15 protein-coding genes are annotated in these 15,505 nt (G+C 33.7%); 3 read left to right on the top strand and 12 right to left on the bottom strand.

The window, feature by feature from the left end; genetic code table 11:
• Positions 1-16 precede the first annotated feature (16 nt).
• Both glgB and AT726_RS09170 read right to left on the bottom strand, forming a co-directional pair.
• Positions 17-1,975 (bottom strand): 1,4-alpha-glucan branching protein GlgB, encoded by a 1,959-nt coding sequence (gene glgB, locus AT726_RS09175; protein ID WP_068759780.1) that lies wholly within the window; start codon positions 1,973-1,975, stop codon positions 17-19.
• Between the two features lie 345 nt (positions 1,976-2,320).
• The gene (locus AT726_RS09170) at positions 2,321-2,647 is read right to left on the bottom strand and encodes a YunC family protein (RefSeq protein ID WP_068759444.1); all 327 of its coding nucleotides are present in this window, start codon (positions 2,645-2,647) and stop codon (positions 2,321-2,323) included.
• Between the two features lie 156 nt (positions 2,648-2,803).
• Between AT726_RS09170 and AT726_RS09165 the strand changes: the two genes are divergently transcribed.
• Positions 2,804-3,265 carry a CBS domain-containing protein gene (locus AT726_RS09165; protein WP_068759443.1) on the top strand — a complete coding sequence of 154 codons (462 nt, stop codon included), beginning with the start codon at positions 2,804-2,806 and terminating at the stop codon, positions 3,263-3,265.
• Positions 3,266-3,879: 614 nt separating this feature from the next.
• Here the strand turns inward: AT726_RS09165 and AT726_RS09160 are convergent.
• From AT726_RS09160 to sufC, 6 genes are all read right to left on the bottom strand, one after another.
• Positions 3,880-4,176: a YgaP family membrane protein gene (locus AT726_RS09160; RefSeq protein WP_055243325.1), complete on the bottom strand. Its 297-nt coding sequence runs from the start codon at positions 4,174-4,176 to the stop codon at positions 3,880-3,882.
• Between the two features lie 151 nt (positions 4,177-4,327).
• Complete coding sequence (gene sufB / locus AT726_RS09155) at positions 4,328-5,749, bottom strand: Fe-S cluster assembly protein SufB (protein WP_144436964.1); 1,422 nt, start codon at positions 5,747-5,749, stop codon at positions 4,328-4,330.
• 41 nt (positions 5,750-5,790) lie between these two features.
• Positions 5,791-6,231 carry a Fe-S cluster assembly sulfur transfer protein SufU gene (sufU, locus tag AT726_RS09150; protein ID WP_055275595.1) on the bottom strand — a complete coding sequence of 147 codons (441 nt, stop codon included), beginning with the start codon at positions 6,229-6,231 and terminating at the stop codon, positions 5,791-5,793.
• On the bottom strand, positions 6,218-7,447 hold the full coding sequence (locus AT726_RS09145; protein WP_082704894.1) for a cysteine desulfurase: 1,230 nt from the start codon (positions 7,445-7,447) through the stop codon (positions 6,218-6,220). Before AT726_RS09145 ends, sufU begins: the two co-directional genes overlap by 14 nt.
• 13 nt (positions 7,448-7,460) lie before the next feature.
• Complete coding sequence (gene sufD / locus AT726_RS09140; protein ID WP_068759441.1) at positions 7,461-8,678, bottom strand: Fe-S cluster assembly protein SufD; 1,218 nt, start codon at positions 8,676-8,678, stop codon at positions 7,461-7,463.
• A gap of 69 nt (positions 8,679-8,747) precedes the next feature.
• The gene (gene sufC, locus AT726_RS09135) at positions 8,748-9,590 is read right to left on the bottom strand and encodes a Fe-S cluster assembly ATPase SufC (protein ID WP_055243329.1); all 843 of its coding nucleotides are present in this window, start codon (positions 9,588-9,590) and stop codon (positions 8,748-8,750) included.
• A gap of 560 nt (positions 9,591-10,150) precedes the next feature.
• Between sufC and AT726_RS09130 the strand changes: the two genes are divergently transcribed.
• On the top strand, positions 10,151-11,770 hold the full coding sequence (locus tag AT726_RS09130) for a Na/Pi cotransporter family protein (RefSeq protein WP_055276985.1): 1,620 nt from the start codon (positions 10,151-10,153) through the stop codon (positions 11,768-11,770).
• A 58-nt stretch (positions 11,771-11,828) separates the two neighbouring features.
• On the opposite strand, the gene AT726_RS09125 is transcribed toward AT726_RS09130, so the two are convergent.
• Entirely contained in the window at positions 11,829-12,026 is a 198-nt protein-coding gene (locus AT726_RS09125) for a hypothetical protein (protein ID WP_055276983.1), read from the bottom strand.
• A gap of 148 nt (positions 12,027-12,174) precedes the next feature.
• Here AT726_RS09125 and AT726_RS09120 point away from each other — a divergent pair, with 148 nt between their 5' ends.
• A complete protein-coding gene (locus tag AT726_RS09120; RefSeq protein ID WP_068759440.1) occupies positions 12,175-13,137 on the top strand; it encodes a Na/Pi cotransporter family protein in 963 nt (320 codons plus the stop codon).
• 214 nt (positions 13,138-13,351) lie between these two features.
• On the opposite strand, the gene AT726_RS09115 is transcribed toward AT726_RS09120, so the two are convergent.
• The 3 genes from AT726_RS09115 to AT726_RS13440 all read right to left on the bottom strand — a co-directional run bounded on the left by AT726_RS09115 (position 13,352) and on the right by AT726_RS13440 (position 15,407).
• Positions 13,352-14,596 (bottom strand): aminopeptidase P family protein, encoded by a 1,245-nt coding sequence (locus AT726_RS09115; protein WP_068759439.1) that lies wholly within the window; start codon positions 14,594-14,596, stop codon positions 13,352-13,354.
• 185 nt (positions 14,597-14,781) lie between these two features.
• Positions 14,782-15,219, bottom strand: a complete 438-nt coding sequence (locus AT726_RS09110; protein WP_068759438.1) for an NUDIX hydrolase — start codon at positions 15,217-15,219, stop codon at positions 14,782-14,784.
• A gap of 65 nt (positions 15,220-15,284) precedes the next feature.
• Positions 15,285-15,407, bottom strand: coding sequence for a hypothetical protein (locus AT726_RS13440; RefSeq protein WP_257720679.1), 123 nt, complete (start codon positions 15,405-15,407; stop codon positions 15,285-15,287).
• Positions 15,408-15,505 lie beyond the last annotated feature (98 nt).

Below are 15,505 nucleotides of genomic sequence, written 5' to 3'. Positions count from 1 at the left end.
CCTCTAATTCTTCAAACTAATCGATGTTAATGTTTATAACATCTTCCTCTAATACACTTTCAACATCCTCTTTTTCATCTAATAAAACGTCTTCTTTTAAAGGTTTGGCTTGATATTTTAAGATAACCGCTCCAAAAGGTGGAATAGTCATTTCAACAAAATAAGGCTTTCCATGAGTGACTCCTTCTTGTGAGCTTAAAGGTAACCCATTATATTGATTTGATCCATGATAATAATCACGGTCACTATTTAAAATCTCTACATATTCCCCTTCCATTGGAACACCTACTCGATATTGATGATATGCCACAGGTTTAAAGTTTAATACAACGACTACAAAATCATCTGGATTTTTTGCTTTACGAATATATGAGAACATACTTTGCTCATTATTATTAACATCAATCCACTCAAATCCTTCAAATGAGTGATCTAATTCCCAGAATGCTGCATCATTTAAATATGTTTTATTTAAATCTTTAATATAACGATTCGATGCATCATGCGCAGGATATTTTAATAAATGCCAATCAACTTGTTCTTTATCTTTCCACTCATGGAACTGCGCAATCTCATTGGCCATGAAATTAAGTTTTTTCCCAGGTAAGGTCATTTGATATGTGCACAATAATCTAAACTGAGCCATTTTTTGCCAATAGTCTCCTGGTGCTTTATCTACTAATGACTTTTTACCGTGTACAACTTCATCATGTGAAAATGGTAAAATGAAATTCTCACTATAAGCATAGGCCATCGAAAAGGTGATGTAATTATGATGATATGGGCGATATATATTATCTAACTCAATGTAATCTAATGTGTCATTCATCCATCCCATGTTCCATTTATAACTAAATCCTAACCCTCCTACTGATACCGGAGCTGTTACTAATGGATAACTTGTTGAATCTTCAGCAATCATTAATAATTTATCATCTTCAGCAAAGAGTGCTGTATTTAATCGTTTTAAAAACTCGATGGCTCCATGATTCTCACCTCGATCTTTATTTCCGCCCCAATAAATCATGTTAGCAACAGCATCGACACGAAAACCATCGACATGATAATATTTCATCCAAAATAATGCATTTGAAATTAAAAAGCTTCGGACTTCACCTTTTGCTAAATCAAAATTCGCTGTTCCCCATTCAGAAATTGCAGCATCTGGAAATGGATATTCATAAACAGGTTCACCATCAAATTGATATAACCCATGTGCATCACGACAAAAATGACCTGGAACCCAATCCATAATCACACCAATTCCTGCTTCGTGACAACGGTTAATAAACATCATTAAATCTTTCGGTTCACCATAACGGCTACTTGCTGCATAATAACCAGTTGCTTGATATCCCCATGATCCATCGAATGGATGCTCATAAAGTGGCATTAGCTCAATATGCGTATAACTATGTTCAAGTACATACTCAATTAAATCGTCAACAATTTCTGCATAACTATGGAAATTCTCCGCCTCAACTAAATCTTCACCTCGGCGCCATGATCCTAAATGTAATTCATAAATGTTAAGTGGCTGTTCGAAGATATTAGATTGTTTACGTGCTTCCACCCAAGCCTCATCTGTCCATTCAAAATCTTCAATATCATAAACAACTGATGCAGTATGTGGATGATGCTCAGCATAGAAAGCATATGGATCAGCTTTAAGAATTTTTGCCCCCCATGAAGTTGTAATTTCATATTTATATGTTTCACCAGATTTTAACTTTGGAATATATAGCGACCAGATTCCATGATCTCCAATCATTTCATGATGAGTTCCATTCCAATTATTAAAATCACCAACAACGGATACAGCTTTTGCATGTGGTGCATACACACAAAAATAAGTTCCTAAATCTCCATTCTCATTCTGAACGACATGAGCACCAAATTTCTTATAAAGTTGTTTATGTGTTCCTTCACTAAAAAGATATCGATCAATCTCAGTAAATTGACAATACGGCTTCATTTTTTTTACTAAATTCTTTTTAATCTCATTCTTAAATAATTGGCGATTCTCTTGTACTAATTCAAATTCAAACATTCACATTTCCCCCTTAGTAAACAACAGTGATAGTCTAGACCTAGTCCTTTTAATTATAATCTACATTATCTGATTCAAAAGAACTGTTGTTACTGTAAAGCATTACACTTTTTCAACTCATAGCCCAATCACTTTATTGTTATTATAACGAAGAATGGATGATTCATTTGTCTAATTTTGAAAGATAACAGACATATCTATACTTTTTCTTACTTTTATTAATTTCATAAAAAAAGATTATCTCATGAAAGAGATAATCTTTTAATATTCTCACTTTTCTAAACTTTTTGCCATCAATACTAAGGCATCTTTTCCAATCATACCTGGTTTAATCCCTAGTTCCTCACATGCCACTGTTACTTTAGCTAATGGAGCTTCTAAAAGCTGTTCAATACTACGAACTCCCTCTGCACGTCCTGCAATAATTTTTCGAGCTCGTAATTTTTCAGTGTTATTAAAGAAATCAATATCTAGCGCTGCACACATAATGTATCCTACTTTTTCATAAGACACAATAAATAATGTCGTTTTAGGTAACTCTACCTCATAAGTTAAGAAATCATAACCTTCAATGTTAATTTTATTTACATGTAACACAACTTATCACCTCTCTATAACCTATGCAAAAAGCCTAGAGTAAGTGATAAAAAATGTTAATAAATAGCGTCCTTTGATATTTTAAACAATTTCAAGCATAAGGATCTATCGATTGTACAAACTAGAAATGAAATTTGTATACAAGGAGTGCTGTTTATGAAAGTAAAACAATTTATGACAGATGGCATCGAAGCACTAGCACCTAATGAAACGGTTTTAAATGCTTCAAGGTTAATGAAAAAATATGATATTGGATCACTTCCGGTCATTGATGAATCATCACAAGTTATTGGGATTGTAACTGATCGTGACATTGTTGTTCGTGTGTTTGCAGACATTCTTCCTATGAATACAAAAGTGGAAGATGTAATGACCCATCCTGTTCATACAATTATAGAAACAGCTGAAGTTGGGGAAGCAATCTCTTTAATGGCCAATAAACAAGTTCGTCGCCTACCAGTTGTCGACAATAACCATAAATTAGTTGGAATGATTTCACTTGGTGATTTAGCAGTTCATCAACTAACTGATGGGCGTGCTGAAATTGCTTTAAAAGAAATCTCTGAACCGAATACTAACCCAAATCGCGACTTAGAAGTTGATGATTTTCCATTATAAAACGTGTACCGATAATAGAAGCTATTCTAATCAAACTAAAAAACTGAGTAAGCGACGACAAAGCAGTTCTCCTTTCTCAGTTTTTTATTAATATCTTTAACTCAATAATGGAAACTTTCTTCAAAATTAACAATTAAATCATTCCATCAATGATTGATTAAAATAATGTGGGGATGCAAACTCAATTCCTCTATACGCTTGTATCCCCGCAACTTTAAATGATTCGGTAGTTAAATATTTTTCTACCATTTCAATCATAATGAATAATTAGCCATTTATATCTGCTTTTAATGTAGACATTAAGATTAAGTCTAGACTCATTCCCTTTTGAACATATTAAATATATTCTTCAAAAATAATTTCATTCATGGCTGATGGATTTTTGACGCCACCTTCAATGATTAAATATTTCACGTTTTTAATCGTCCTTCAATACAATTAACATTTTATTATTTCTTCAAACCATTAATATAAGATGAATACTTAAACAGCCCCTCTCTTGAATGAAATAAAAAACTAATCACTTGTTATAAGTTAATTAAAAAAGTCACTATAAAATTTTATAGTGACTTTTAGTATTTAAATATAATTAATATATGCACCCATTATTTATTTTAATCTTCATGATGACAACCGCATTGATGTTCTAACTCTTCAAATTCATCGTCATCATCTTCTTCGATGTCAATTACACAACTACCAAGTGCTTCGTCTAATAATTCCTCATCACTTAGTGTTGATAGATTAAGCGCATCTAAAACGGGGCAATAACGGGTGATTCCCTCTGCAACTTTCATACTACCAAGTGCAGCCATCCATCCTTTATGCTTCATAATTCCTAAACTAACCATCATTAATCCGGCACTAATTCGAACATAGGCGTCCATGCGTCCAACGTTTTTTACACACATGTGAATCACTCCTTTCGTTAATAGTGTCTCATTTTTCGACACTTTAATACAATTTTATTAGTTAACAAATAAAGTAAAAAGACTAAGTCTTAATATGGACTTAGTCTTTTTAAAGAATGATTTAATTAAAATTTAAACAGCTAATCGTTGATTAGCCGATTGATCCATTCATTTCAAGTCTTAATAATTGGTTTAACTCAACCGCATATTCCATTGGTAACTCTTTTGCGAACGGTTCAATGAATCCCATAACAATCATTTCTGTTGCTTGTTCTTCAGTTAATCCACGGCTCATTAAATAGAATAATTGCTCTTCTGAAACTTTTGAAACTGTTGCTTCATGTTGAATCGTTACATCATCATTTTTAACAATGTTATATGGAATTGTATCTGATTTTGAAATATCATCTAAGATAATTGTATCGCATTCAACATGAGACTTGGCACCTTTAGCCTTTTTGCCATGTTCTACAATTCCACGATATGTTACATTTCCTCCACCACGTGATAATGATTTTGAAATAATTGTTGAAGATGTATTTGGTGCTAAGTGAATCATTTTGGCACCCGCATCTTGAATTTGTCCTTCTCCAGCAAATGCAATTGAAATTGTTGTTCCTTTTGCACCTTCACCTTTTAAGACACACGCAGGATACTTCATCGTAATTTTTGAACCGATATTTCCATCAATCCATTCCATATGAGCATAATCTTCACATACTGCACGTTTCGTTACTAAGTTTAAGATATTATTTGACCAGTTTTGAATCGTTGAGTAACGACAACGTCCACCCTTACGAATATAAATTTCAACAACTGCAGAGTGTAATGAATCAGCTGAGTAAGTTGGTGCCGTACATCCTTCAACGTAATGAATATCTGCCCCTTCATCAACAATGATTAATGTACGTTCAAATTGTCCCATACTTTCAGTATTAATACGGAAATAAGATTGTAATGGTTTCTCAATTTTTACGCCTTTTGGAACATAAATGAATGATCCACCTGACCAAACGGCACTATTTAATGCGGCAAATTTATTATCTGCATAAGGAATAACTTTTCCAAAGTATTCTTTAAATAAATCTGGATATTCACGTAATGCTGAATCTGTATCCATGAAGATAACTCCTGCTTCTTCAAGTTCTTTTTGGTTATTATGGTAAACAACCTCTGATTCATATTGTGTTGAAACCCCAGATAAGAACTTAGCTTCTGCTTCTGGAATCCCTAATTTATCAAACGTATCTTTAATTTCATCTGGAACGTCTTCCCAACTATTTTCTGTCTTTTCAGACGGTTTAATATAATACGTATAATCATCGAAATTAATTTCTGATAAATCTGGTCCCCATTCTGGCATTGGTGTTTTCGCAAAATGTGCATAAGCTTTTAAGCGATACTCTAACATCCATTCAGGTTCACCTTTGATAGCTGAGATTTCTCGAACAACGTCTTCTGAAATTCCTTTTCCTGTATCTTTTAAATTTTTATATTCTGTTTTGAAGCCATATTTATAATCCGTTACAATGCCTTCAAGTTCGTGTTTTTTCTCTTGTACTTCAGCACTCACCCAGTAACCCTCCATTTCGGTTTGGTATGATTTTTTTTATGTTATTTTTTTATTTCGTTAATTGCTTGCTCAGCAGCTTTCCATGAAATAGTTGCACATTTAACACGTGCTGGGAATTTAGACACACCTTGATAAACTGGTGCATCTCCCATATCTAAATCTTCATCGAATTCATTACCTTTAACTAACTCATAAAAATTATTTGTAATATGCTGAGCTTCATCTAATGTTTTTTCTTTTAATGTTTGAGACATTACCGAAGCTGATGAACAACAAATTGAACATCCAGTTCCTTCATGACGTAAGTCTATGATTTTACCGTCCTCTACTTTAACTTGAACCGTAATATCATCTCCACATGTTGGGTTTTTTAAGTGAACTTCATGATACCCATCTTCTTGTAATAATCCTTTATTACGAGGATTTTTATAATGATCCATAATAACTTGGCGATATAATTGCTCTAAATTAGAAAAAGACACCGTCGAAAAACTCCTTTCCTTTACGAGTGGCTTCAATAAATGCATCCACTTCTTCTTTTGTATTATATAAATAGAAACTTGCACGTAAAGTGGCTGGTTGACATAACCATCCCATTAATGGCTGTGCACAATGATGTCCAGCACGTACACAGACACCTTCGGCATCATAAATAGTGGCTGCATCGTGTGGATGAACCCCATCAATGTTAAATGAAATGATTCCAGTTTCAGCATCACGATTAAAAATCGTTACCCCACCTAATTCTTCAAGTTTTTCAACCGCATAGTTTCGTAACTCTAATTCATGTGCTGCAATATTATCAAATCCAATTGCGTCTAAATAATCGATGGCTGCTCCAAGTCCAATAGCTCCAGCAATAACTGGTGTCCCTGCTTCAAAACGATAAGGAGCATCTTTCCATGTTGATGTTACTTCACCAACGATATCAATCATTTCACCACCAAATTCCATTGGCTCTAATGCGTTTAATAATTCATATTTACCATATAAAACACCAACACCTGTTGGTCCACACATTTTATGTCCACTGAAAGATAAGAAATCACAATCTAAATCTTGAACATCAATTTTCATATGTGGAGCTGCTTGAGCTGCATCAACTGAAATGATTGCTCCTACTTCACGAGCTAAAGCGGTGATTTCTTTAATTGGGGACACATATCCCATCACGTTAGAAACATAGTTAATCGCAACAACTTTTGTCTTATCACTTAAAACTTTTTTAAAATTTTCTACTGTAATATGACCTGTTTCATCAAGTGGGATGAATTTTAAGACAGCCCCCGTCACACGAGCCACATGTTGCCATGGTAAGAAGCTACTATGATGTTCTAGCTCAGAAACAATGATTTCATCCCCGGCTTTTAAATTATATAAACCATAACTTTGAGCAACTAAGTTTAGGGCGTGCGTTGCCCCTTTAGTAAAAACAATTTCTTCTACCTTTTTAGCATTAATTAATTGTTTAACCTTTTCACGTGCCCCTTCATATAATTCCGTTGCATCGTTACTTAATTGGTATACACCGCGATGAACATTAGATGTTTTCTTCGTATTGTAATGATTTACGGCGTCAATAACCACTTGAGGTTTTAACGTTGTAGCACCACTATCTAAATATACTAATGGATGTCCGTTCATCGTTTCCTTTAAAATAGGGAAATCTTCACGGATACGATTGACATCGATTGACATTGTCTCCACCTCTTTAAGCATTAATTTTACGTTCAATAACCTTCATGAATTCTGATTTGATTACCTCGCTACGAATATCATCAATGAATGGCATTAAGAATCCGTAAATAATTAAAATTTCAGCTGCACGACGCGTTAATCCACGACTCATTAAATAGTATAATTGCTCTTCGTCAATTTTACCCACACCAGCCGCATGTCCAGCTTTAACATCATACTCGTCAATTAAAAGAATTGGGTTAGCATCGGCACGTGCTGTTTCAGATAAAATCATGGCACGGCTTTCTTGTTGTGCATTCGATCCATTCATTCCTTTATTAATTTTTCCGATTCCATTGAATGTTAATTGAGCACTATCTTTTGAAACCCCATGGTTGACAATATGTCCTTCTGTATAAGGAGCAAAGTGTTCAATATTGACCGTGATATTTTGTTTTTGTGTGCCTTCAGCAATCGCCACTGTTTTCACTTCAGCAGTTGCCCCTTGCCCAACTAAAGCGACTAAGTTCTCAGAAACTGTATTTCCGTCATTTAAAGCTCCTAATGATAATAAGAAACGTCCATTTGCTTGAACATTTGCTTTACGACATTGGTAAACGGTTGAATCTTGGTGTAAACGATCCATCGCTGCATATTCAACATGTGCATTTTCACCAACAACAACTTCTGAAATCGCATTGATATTTGCTTTTGAAGTATTATGATAGTTTTCGATATATTTGAATTGTGAACTTTGTTCTGCCACGATTAATGTGTGATTCATTAATGATCCATTTTCTTGTACATATACAACATTTAAGACATCATTAATCACTTTATTTTTTGGAACATAGATAAATAAACCACTATTTAAATGAGCAACATGCATTGCCACTAATTTATTCATTTCTACTGGTGTTACTGTCATGAAATGAGACTTAAATAAATCTTCATGAACCGTTAAAGCCTCTGTTAAGTTGGCTAATACAACTCCATTAAAGGCATCACTTAATTTCTTGTAAACAACAACGCCGTCACATACGATGACAACATTTTGTTCATCAGCATTCACTAAGTGCGAAACTGCTGCTGGGATTTCATTCTCTTTATATGAAACTGGAGCTTGTGCTTCAATGACATCGAAGGCCCAGTTTTTAATATTTGTACGATCTGCTTTTGGTAATTTTAATGAAGGCATCGCAGCTAAAGCTTTCGATTGCATTTCATTAACCCAAGTTGGTAATTGCGTCATCAATCTGACCCCTTTCATCTATAACTTTTAAATCTTATCAGTACATTTATTATATAAACAGTGTTTAGATTATAGGTCTAACATTTCTTTTGTAGCACATGTTCCGATTGATACGACTTTACGTTTTTCATCTTCAACGATTACTCGTTCATCTTCAATTCCTAATTCTTGTTTAATCCAATCGTATCCTTCACGATCAATACGTTCAATTAATTCTGGTCCACCAGATTTAACGATACGCCCTTTCATCATGATATGAACGAAGTCTGGTTTGATATGGTCTAATAAACGTTGGTAGTGAGTAATTAATAAGCATCCAAAGTTTTCACCACGCATTGAGTTTACTGCTTCTCCAACAATACGTAATGCATCAACATCTAATCCTGAGTCAATTTCATCTAAAATTGCAATATTTGGTTTTAACATTAACATTTGTAAAATTTCATTACGTTTTTTCTCTCCACCTGAGAATCCTTCATTTAAGTAACGATGTGGTAAATCTTCACGCATTTCTAATTTTGCCACACTCTTATCTAATTCACGAATAAACTTAAATAAAGGAACATCTTTTCCTTCTTCCATACGTGTTTGCATAGCTGTACGTAAAAAGTCTGAGTTTGTAACACCTGGTACTTCTGCAGGATATTGCATTGCTAAGAATAATCCAGCACGAGCACGCTCATCAACTGACATAGCTAATACATCTTCATTATTTAATGTCACATTTCCACTTGTTACATGATATTTAGGGTGTCCCATAATTGTAGAAGATAATGTCGATTTTCCAGTTCCGTTAGGTCCCATGATCGCATGAACTTCTCCGCCTTTAATTTCTAAGTTTACGCCTTTTAAAATTTCTTTATCTTCAACGTTTGCACGTAATTCTGATATCGTTAAAACAGGTTTTTGCATGTTTTATTTCCTCCATTCAAGTGATTTACATTTTTTCAAAGTAATTTTATTATACTAAATTCACATCTTAAAACCAAATAATATAGTAATCTTCTTTACAAATCGATATTTTTATTGTAGTAAAACAACCAATCTTTGTTATTTTTAGATACGCAAGTTTATTACATACATATTTTTTTTATAGATTCCTTTAAATCTTTATGACTGTTGCACAATAAATATATAAGATAGAATGATTTTTGTCTATTCACAAAAATTTTCCTGATTCAACCATCGCCTTATGTAAAGGATTGTTAATGCTTTTAAGTCTAATGTACTCCATGGATGCCATTCATGTTTCTTTATATAGAAAGTGTAAAAGAAATAAAAAATAACAGAATTTCATAAAAAAATGTAGTTACACTAAAATTATAAAATGCCACCGTAAATAACGATTACTTTTTATTTTTTTAAAATACTATCGTTTTTTATCTTAAATATAGGTTAATCTATTAACATATTATTTTCATTTAGAGGATTTTGTAGTATGATGGAACAGGATAAAATTTGGAGGTAACTGTATGGAATACATTAATATCTTACTAGGTCTATTTAGTGGACTTGCCCTATTTTTATTCGGTATGGAATTTATGGGAGATGGACTTGAAAACGCAGCAGGTTCACGATTAAAATCATTCTTCGATAAAGCCATTACAAATCCACTTAAAGGGGCTTTAGTAGGAACAATTGTCACAGCAATTATACAAAGTAGTAGTGCTACAACCGTAATGGTCGTTGGTTTCGTTAACGCAGGTCTTATGAGCTTATACCAAGCAGTAGGAGTCATCATGGGGGCTAACATCGGGACAACGATTACTGGTCAATTAATCACATTCAAAATTGATGATTACATTCCATTATTCATCATTATCGGGGCGGCGCTTATCTTATTCATGAAACAAGAAAAGCGTAAAGAAATCGGTAAAATCGTCTTTGGGTTCGGTCTTTTATTCATGGGATTATCTCAAATGAAAGATGCAATGAGCCCAATTGCCCAAACAACATTCTTCCAAGACTTAATCTTAACTCTTGAAGGAAACATGTTCTTAGGAATTTTAGTCGGGGCAGCTATGACTGCAGTCGTACAAAGTTCTTCTGCATCAACAGCAATTCTTTTATCCCTAGCTGCAACAGGTGCAATTAGCTTACAAGTAGCGATTCCTATCCTATTCGGTAATAATATCGGAACATGTGTAACTGCCCTATTATCAAGTTTAAATGCCAATAAAGTGGCTAAGAAAGCTGCATTCATCCATTTATCATTTAACTTAATCGGAACATTAATCTTCTTACCATTGATTAATATCCTATCGCAAGTTGTGATGTATATGGGTGGAGATATTGACAAACAAATTGCCAATGCACATACAATCTTTAATATTGTCAATGCAATTATTTTATTACCATTTGCTGGTGTGTTTGTTAAATTAGCTAACTTAGCTCTTAAAGATAAAGAAGGTGAAAAACCAACGATTAATCGTTTAGATCGTCGTTTCCTTGAAACACCTGCGATTGCATTCGAGCAAGCATTCCAAGAGAGTTTAACAATGTATGATTTAGCAAAAGAAAACTTAACACTTTCAACAAATGCTTTAATTGATGGTAAAGTAAAAAATCTCAAAAAAATCTTTGAAAATGAATCAGAGATTAATCGCTTAGAGCGTGAATTATCTACATTCTTAGTATCAATTTCTTCTCATGATATTACAGAAGTTGATACAAATCGTATCGCATCAATGATTAAAATCATAAGTGATATTGAGCGTATTGGAGATCATAGTAAAAATATCGCTGAATTAGCCGAAGAAGTTTCAACAAGTAAATTAACATTTACAAGTGATGCATTAGAAGAGTTAAGATTAATGTATAACTATACAATCGAATCGATTAATTCATCTTATGCAAGCTACAAAAATAATAATCGTCAAAAAGCAAATGACACAATGATTTTTGAAGAAAATATCGATCGCTTAGAAGAGTTATTACGTGATAAACACATCCAACGCTTAAGCCAAAACAAATGTAATGCCCATAGTGGTGCTGTATTCTTAGATGCCATTTCAAACTTTGAACGTATTGGTGATCATTCAATCAATATCGCTGAATATGTTTTAAGTTTAGATAATAATATGACAAAATAATTTATATTATCCACAAAAAAACAAGTTAGGACATTCATCCTAACTTGTTTTTTTATTTTTATTTAAGACCAAATACTAAGTCCATTACTCGTAATAATTCATTTGCCTCTTCTTGATTACGAATAGGATGGTATTTAAAAAAGTCTAACGTTTTTAGTTGAGCCTCACTAACTATTCGATCAATTGGGCCTCCTATTTCTAGAGTCGTTCTTAATCTTTCCTCTATCTCTGCAACTTTGAATAAAATATGATTCATCTTCGCCACATCCCTTTCTATTAAATAAACTGACTTATTATGGCCTCAAAATGGACAGTTTATTCATTTCCAGGGAAGAATTTATGGACTAAATTTTAAAGGGGGAACGTACAATCTAGAGATACTAACATCAATAGGAGTGAAAATAATGACTGTACTACCGATCATCCTTAGCTTATTTTGTGGTCTTGCTCTCTTTTTATATGGAATGCGACAAATGAGCAATGCCTTGAAATCATTAGCTGGCAATAAATTAAAAGAAACAGTTTCTACCACTATTACTTCCCCTTATAAAGGAGCATTTATTGGTTGCATCTTTACCGCACTCGTTCAAAGCAGTTCAGCAATTACTGTGTTAGTCGTCGGGCTAGTGGACACAGGATTAATGACTTTATTACAAGCAACAGGAGTCATTATGGGAGCTAACATTGGAACAACGGTAACTACGCAATTGATTACACTTAATTTAACGGATTTTATTCCTTACTTTATTTTTTTAGGAGCTACCCTAATGCTCTTTTCTACCAAAAAGAACATTCATCATATCGGGCATTTTTTGTTTAGTTTTGGGATGTTATTTCTCGGGCTTGGAATCGTTAAATCATCAATGAGCCCTATCGTCTCTTCTGGCCTTTTCAAACGACTGATTTTTAATGTTCAAGGTAACCCTCTTCTGTGTATTTTTCTTGGAATGTCGATTACCTTCTTAATTCAAAGTTCCTCAGCTTCAACAGCCATTCTCATCTCACTCGCTTCTACCGGAGCAATCACTCTTTATACAGCTGTTCCTATTCTTTTTGGCCATGAAATTGGAACATGTATGACAGCTATACTATCTAGCTTAGGTGGTAATACAGCCGGAAAGCAGGCAGCACTCATTCACTTTACCTTTAATCTTCTCGGAACACTGCTCTTCTTACCATTCATCGACACTCTAATAGATTTCACTGCAACCTTTAGTCCAACACCTGAAAGACAAATTGCGAATGCACAACTTTTCTTCAATTTATCGACTGTATTCTTATTCCTACCATTTAGCAAACTATTCGTTAAATTTGCTGAAATGGTCTTTCATGAGAAAAAACAATCTACCTACCGACATTTTCGATAGAAAAAGGGAGCACTCATTTAAGAGTCTCCCTTTTGTTTACTTTTAATGTCTTTTTTAGTAATAAGCTATCACCCTACCAGCGGAAATATCTCATTATTAGAGGATACTTTTTCTTTCGAAAAAGACGAGGACTCCATAGCTAAGCTCGCAATCAAAGATTGTTTCACTACCTAGCAATTGAGGATACTTTTTCTATAAAAAGGCCAAGACCCCCTTATCGTTGAGAACCCATGAAGTTCTCAATGTCTTCTACCGATTTGATGATGTCTTTTGATAAGTTTTCGTGTCCATCTTTTGTCACTAATATATCATCTTCGATACGGATTCCAATTCCTTCTTCAGCAATATATAATCCTGGTTCAATTGTAATAACCATACCTGGTTGTAAAATACCACCACGTCCACCAACATCATGTGTATCTAATCCTAAATAGTGTCCGATTCCATGATAATAGTATTTTGATAATTCTTCATCTTTTTCAATTAACCCCAGTTTCTTACATCCTTCAGCTAACTTTTTACGAGCAAATTCATTAACATCTTGTAGAGAAACTCCAGGCTTAATGATTTCAATAGTTGCTAACTGAGCATCTAAAACGGCCTGATAAACATCACGCTGACGATCTGTAAACTTCCCGTTAATTGGGAATGTACGTGAAATATCAGAACAATAATAGTTCCACTCACATCCTAAGTCAAATAAAATTAAATCTCCATCGCGACAGATTGAATCATTTTTATCATAATGTAAAACTGTGGCATTAGCTCCAGAAGCTGCAATCGTATGGAATGATGTCTTTTTAACCCCTTCTGTTTTAATCGTAAAATTATAATATGCTTCTAATTGATACTCATACATTCCTGGTTTTGAGTTTCTCATTAAACTCTCAATTCCTAAACGTGTTTTTTCAATTGCTGTACGCATATTTGCAATCTCATCTTCTGATTTAATTAAACGTAAAGCGGTAATATCGTGATAAATATTTTGTACGTGCAAAAATGGATATTGACGTTTTAATTCTTTGGCAAATAAAGTTTGAATCGTGTCTGGATGATTATATGATCCACGTTCAAAGTCAAAGTACGCATTTTCAAATCCTTCGTTTAATAACCAACGACCTAACATGTTGCGTAACTCACTTTCAGGGAAGACATTTTTAATTCCTGAAATTTCTGTTGCTTCTTCTTTACTCATTCGTTTTCCAGTCCATTTTTCTTCTACTTCTGAAACCGTCTCAATGAATAAATAATCTTCCATAACTCCATTAAATTTACGTAAGACATACGCCATTTTTGGACGATCTAAGTTCGTTAAATAATAGAAATTACGATGTGGTGTATATTCATAAAATTGATCACCTGAACGCACGGGTGCATCTCCTGAAAATAAAATTAATAATGAGTTATCTTTAATATTGGCCCCTAATTTTTGACGTCTAAATTTTAAAGTGTCTAACATAAAACCTCACTCCTTTTCAAAATATCGCTACTATTATAGCATATATTAATTCATTCAATTATTGTTTTTTTGTAAGAAATTTATTCATCTCCTATTTTAGACGAAAAAGTCGAATTTAATCATAGAAAAAGACATCCTGAGTTACAGAATGTCTTCTTCTATGACGAGACACTTGTCACCTCATCCTACAATAAGTGAGTCACTTGCTTAATTGCCCATGCTTGATGATCAAGATGTAATTGACTTAAACAATCCTCTAAACTCATCCAGACTAATTCATGGTCATGTTCAATCGGCTGTGCCACTTGTTCAAGATACGTCGCTAAATAAAAGTGTCCTATTGCATATAAATAAAGATCACGATACATCGAATAGTAGTAATTAGATGCCTTACAAACAAATTGATTAATTTCAATCTCCCAGCCAAGCTCTTCTAAGCATTCACGACGTAAACAAGCTTCTTTACTTTCAGTGCCTTCTAGTCCACCACCTGGTAAAAAATAACCATGAGGTAGACGAATAGTAGCCACTTCATTTTTATCATTTAAAATAATGGCATAAACCCCTTCTCGATCAACATACGTTTGACCAGATAGCTTTTCACCAAAAACATCATCAACCATTTCGTACACTTCCAATCTTTAATTAAATCTCACCGCTTATTTTTAAATAATAACCAGGAATTGCATCAATTCCCCATTACACGTTTAATATCAGTCGAATTTTTAAACCAACTCTCTTTATTAATTCGTTGGATTTCAATCAGACAAATCATAATTTTAGCTTTCGGATATGCCCATTGAAAATACATCAAGCAACGTCTTGTATGAAATACTTGTATACAAAAAATGGCTTTTTCTACCTCAACTCCTAGTTAATCCGTCACTTGATGGCATTTATATACCTTTT

It is taken from the genome of Turicibacter sp. H121 (genome assembly GCF_001543345.1).
GTDB classification, from domain to species: Bacteria; Bacillota_I; Bacilli_A; order MOL361; family Turicibacteraceae; genus Turicibacter; species Turicibacter bilis.
This window is presented reverse-complemented; position numbering and strand designations above follow the sequence as displayed.

What these genes read in the sequence shown, in the direction of transcription:
- glgB (WP_068759780.1), bottom strand. Translation starts at nt 1,975, where the DNA reads ATGAAGCCGTATTGTCAATTTACTGAGATTGATCGATATCTTTTTAGT.
- AT726_RS09165 (WP_068759443.1), top strand. Translation starts at nt 2,804, where the DNA reads ATGAAAGTAAAACAATTTATGACAGATGGCATCGAAGCACTAGCACCT.
- AT726_RS09160 (WP_055243325.1), bottom strand. Translation starts at nt 4,176, where the DNA reads ATGTGTGTAAAAAACGTTGGACGCATGGACGCCTATGTTCGAATTAGT.
- AT726_RS09145 (WP_082704894.1), bottom strand. Translation starts at nt 7,447, where the DNA reads ATGTCAATCGATGTCAATCGTATCCGTGAAGATTTCCCTATTTTAAAG.
- sufD (WP_068759441.1), bottom strand. Translation starts at nt 8,678, where the DNA reads ATGACGCAATTACCAACTTGGGTTAATGAAATGCAATCGAAAGCTTTA.
- sufC (WP_055243329.1), bottom strand. Translation starts at nt 9,590, where the DNA reads ATGCAAAAACCTGTTTTAACGATATCAGAATTACGTGCAAACGTTGAA.
- AT726_RS09130 (WP_055276985.1), top strand. Translation starts at nt 10,151, where the DNA reads ATGGAATACATTAATATCTTACTAGGTCTATTTAGTGGACTTGCCCTA.
- AT726_RS09125 (WP_055276983.1), bottom strand. Translation starts at nt 12,026, where the DNA reads ATGAATCATATTTTATTCAAAGTTGCAGAGATAGAGGAAAGATTAAGA.
- AT726_RS09120 (WP_068759440.1), top strand. Translation starts at nt 12,175, where the DNA reads ATGACTGTACTACCGATCATCCTTAGCTTATTTTGTGGTCTTGCTCTC.
- AT726_RS09115 (WP_068759439.1), bottom strand. Translation starts at nt 14,596, where the DNA reads ATGTTAGACACTTTAAAATTTAGACGTCAAAAATTAGGGGCCAATATT.
- AT726_RS09110 (WP_068759438.1), bottom strand. Translation starts at nt 15,219, where the DNA reads ATGGTTGATGATGTTTTTGGTGAAAAGCTATCTGGTCAAACGTATGTT.
- AT726_RS13440 (WP_257720679.1), bottom strand. Translation starts at nt 15,407, where the DNA reads ATGTATTTTCAATGGGCATATCCGAAAGCTAAAATTATGATTTGTCTG.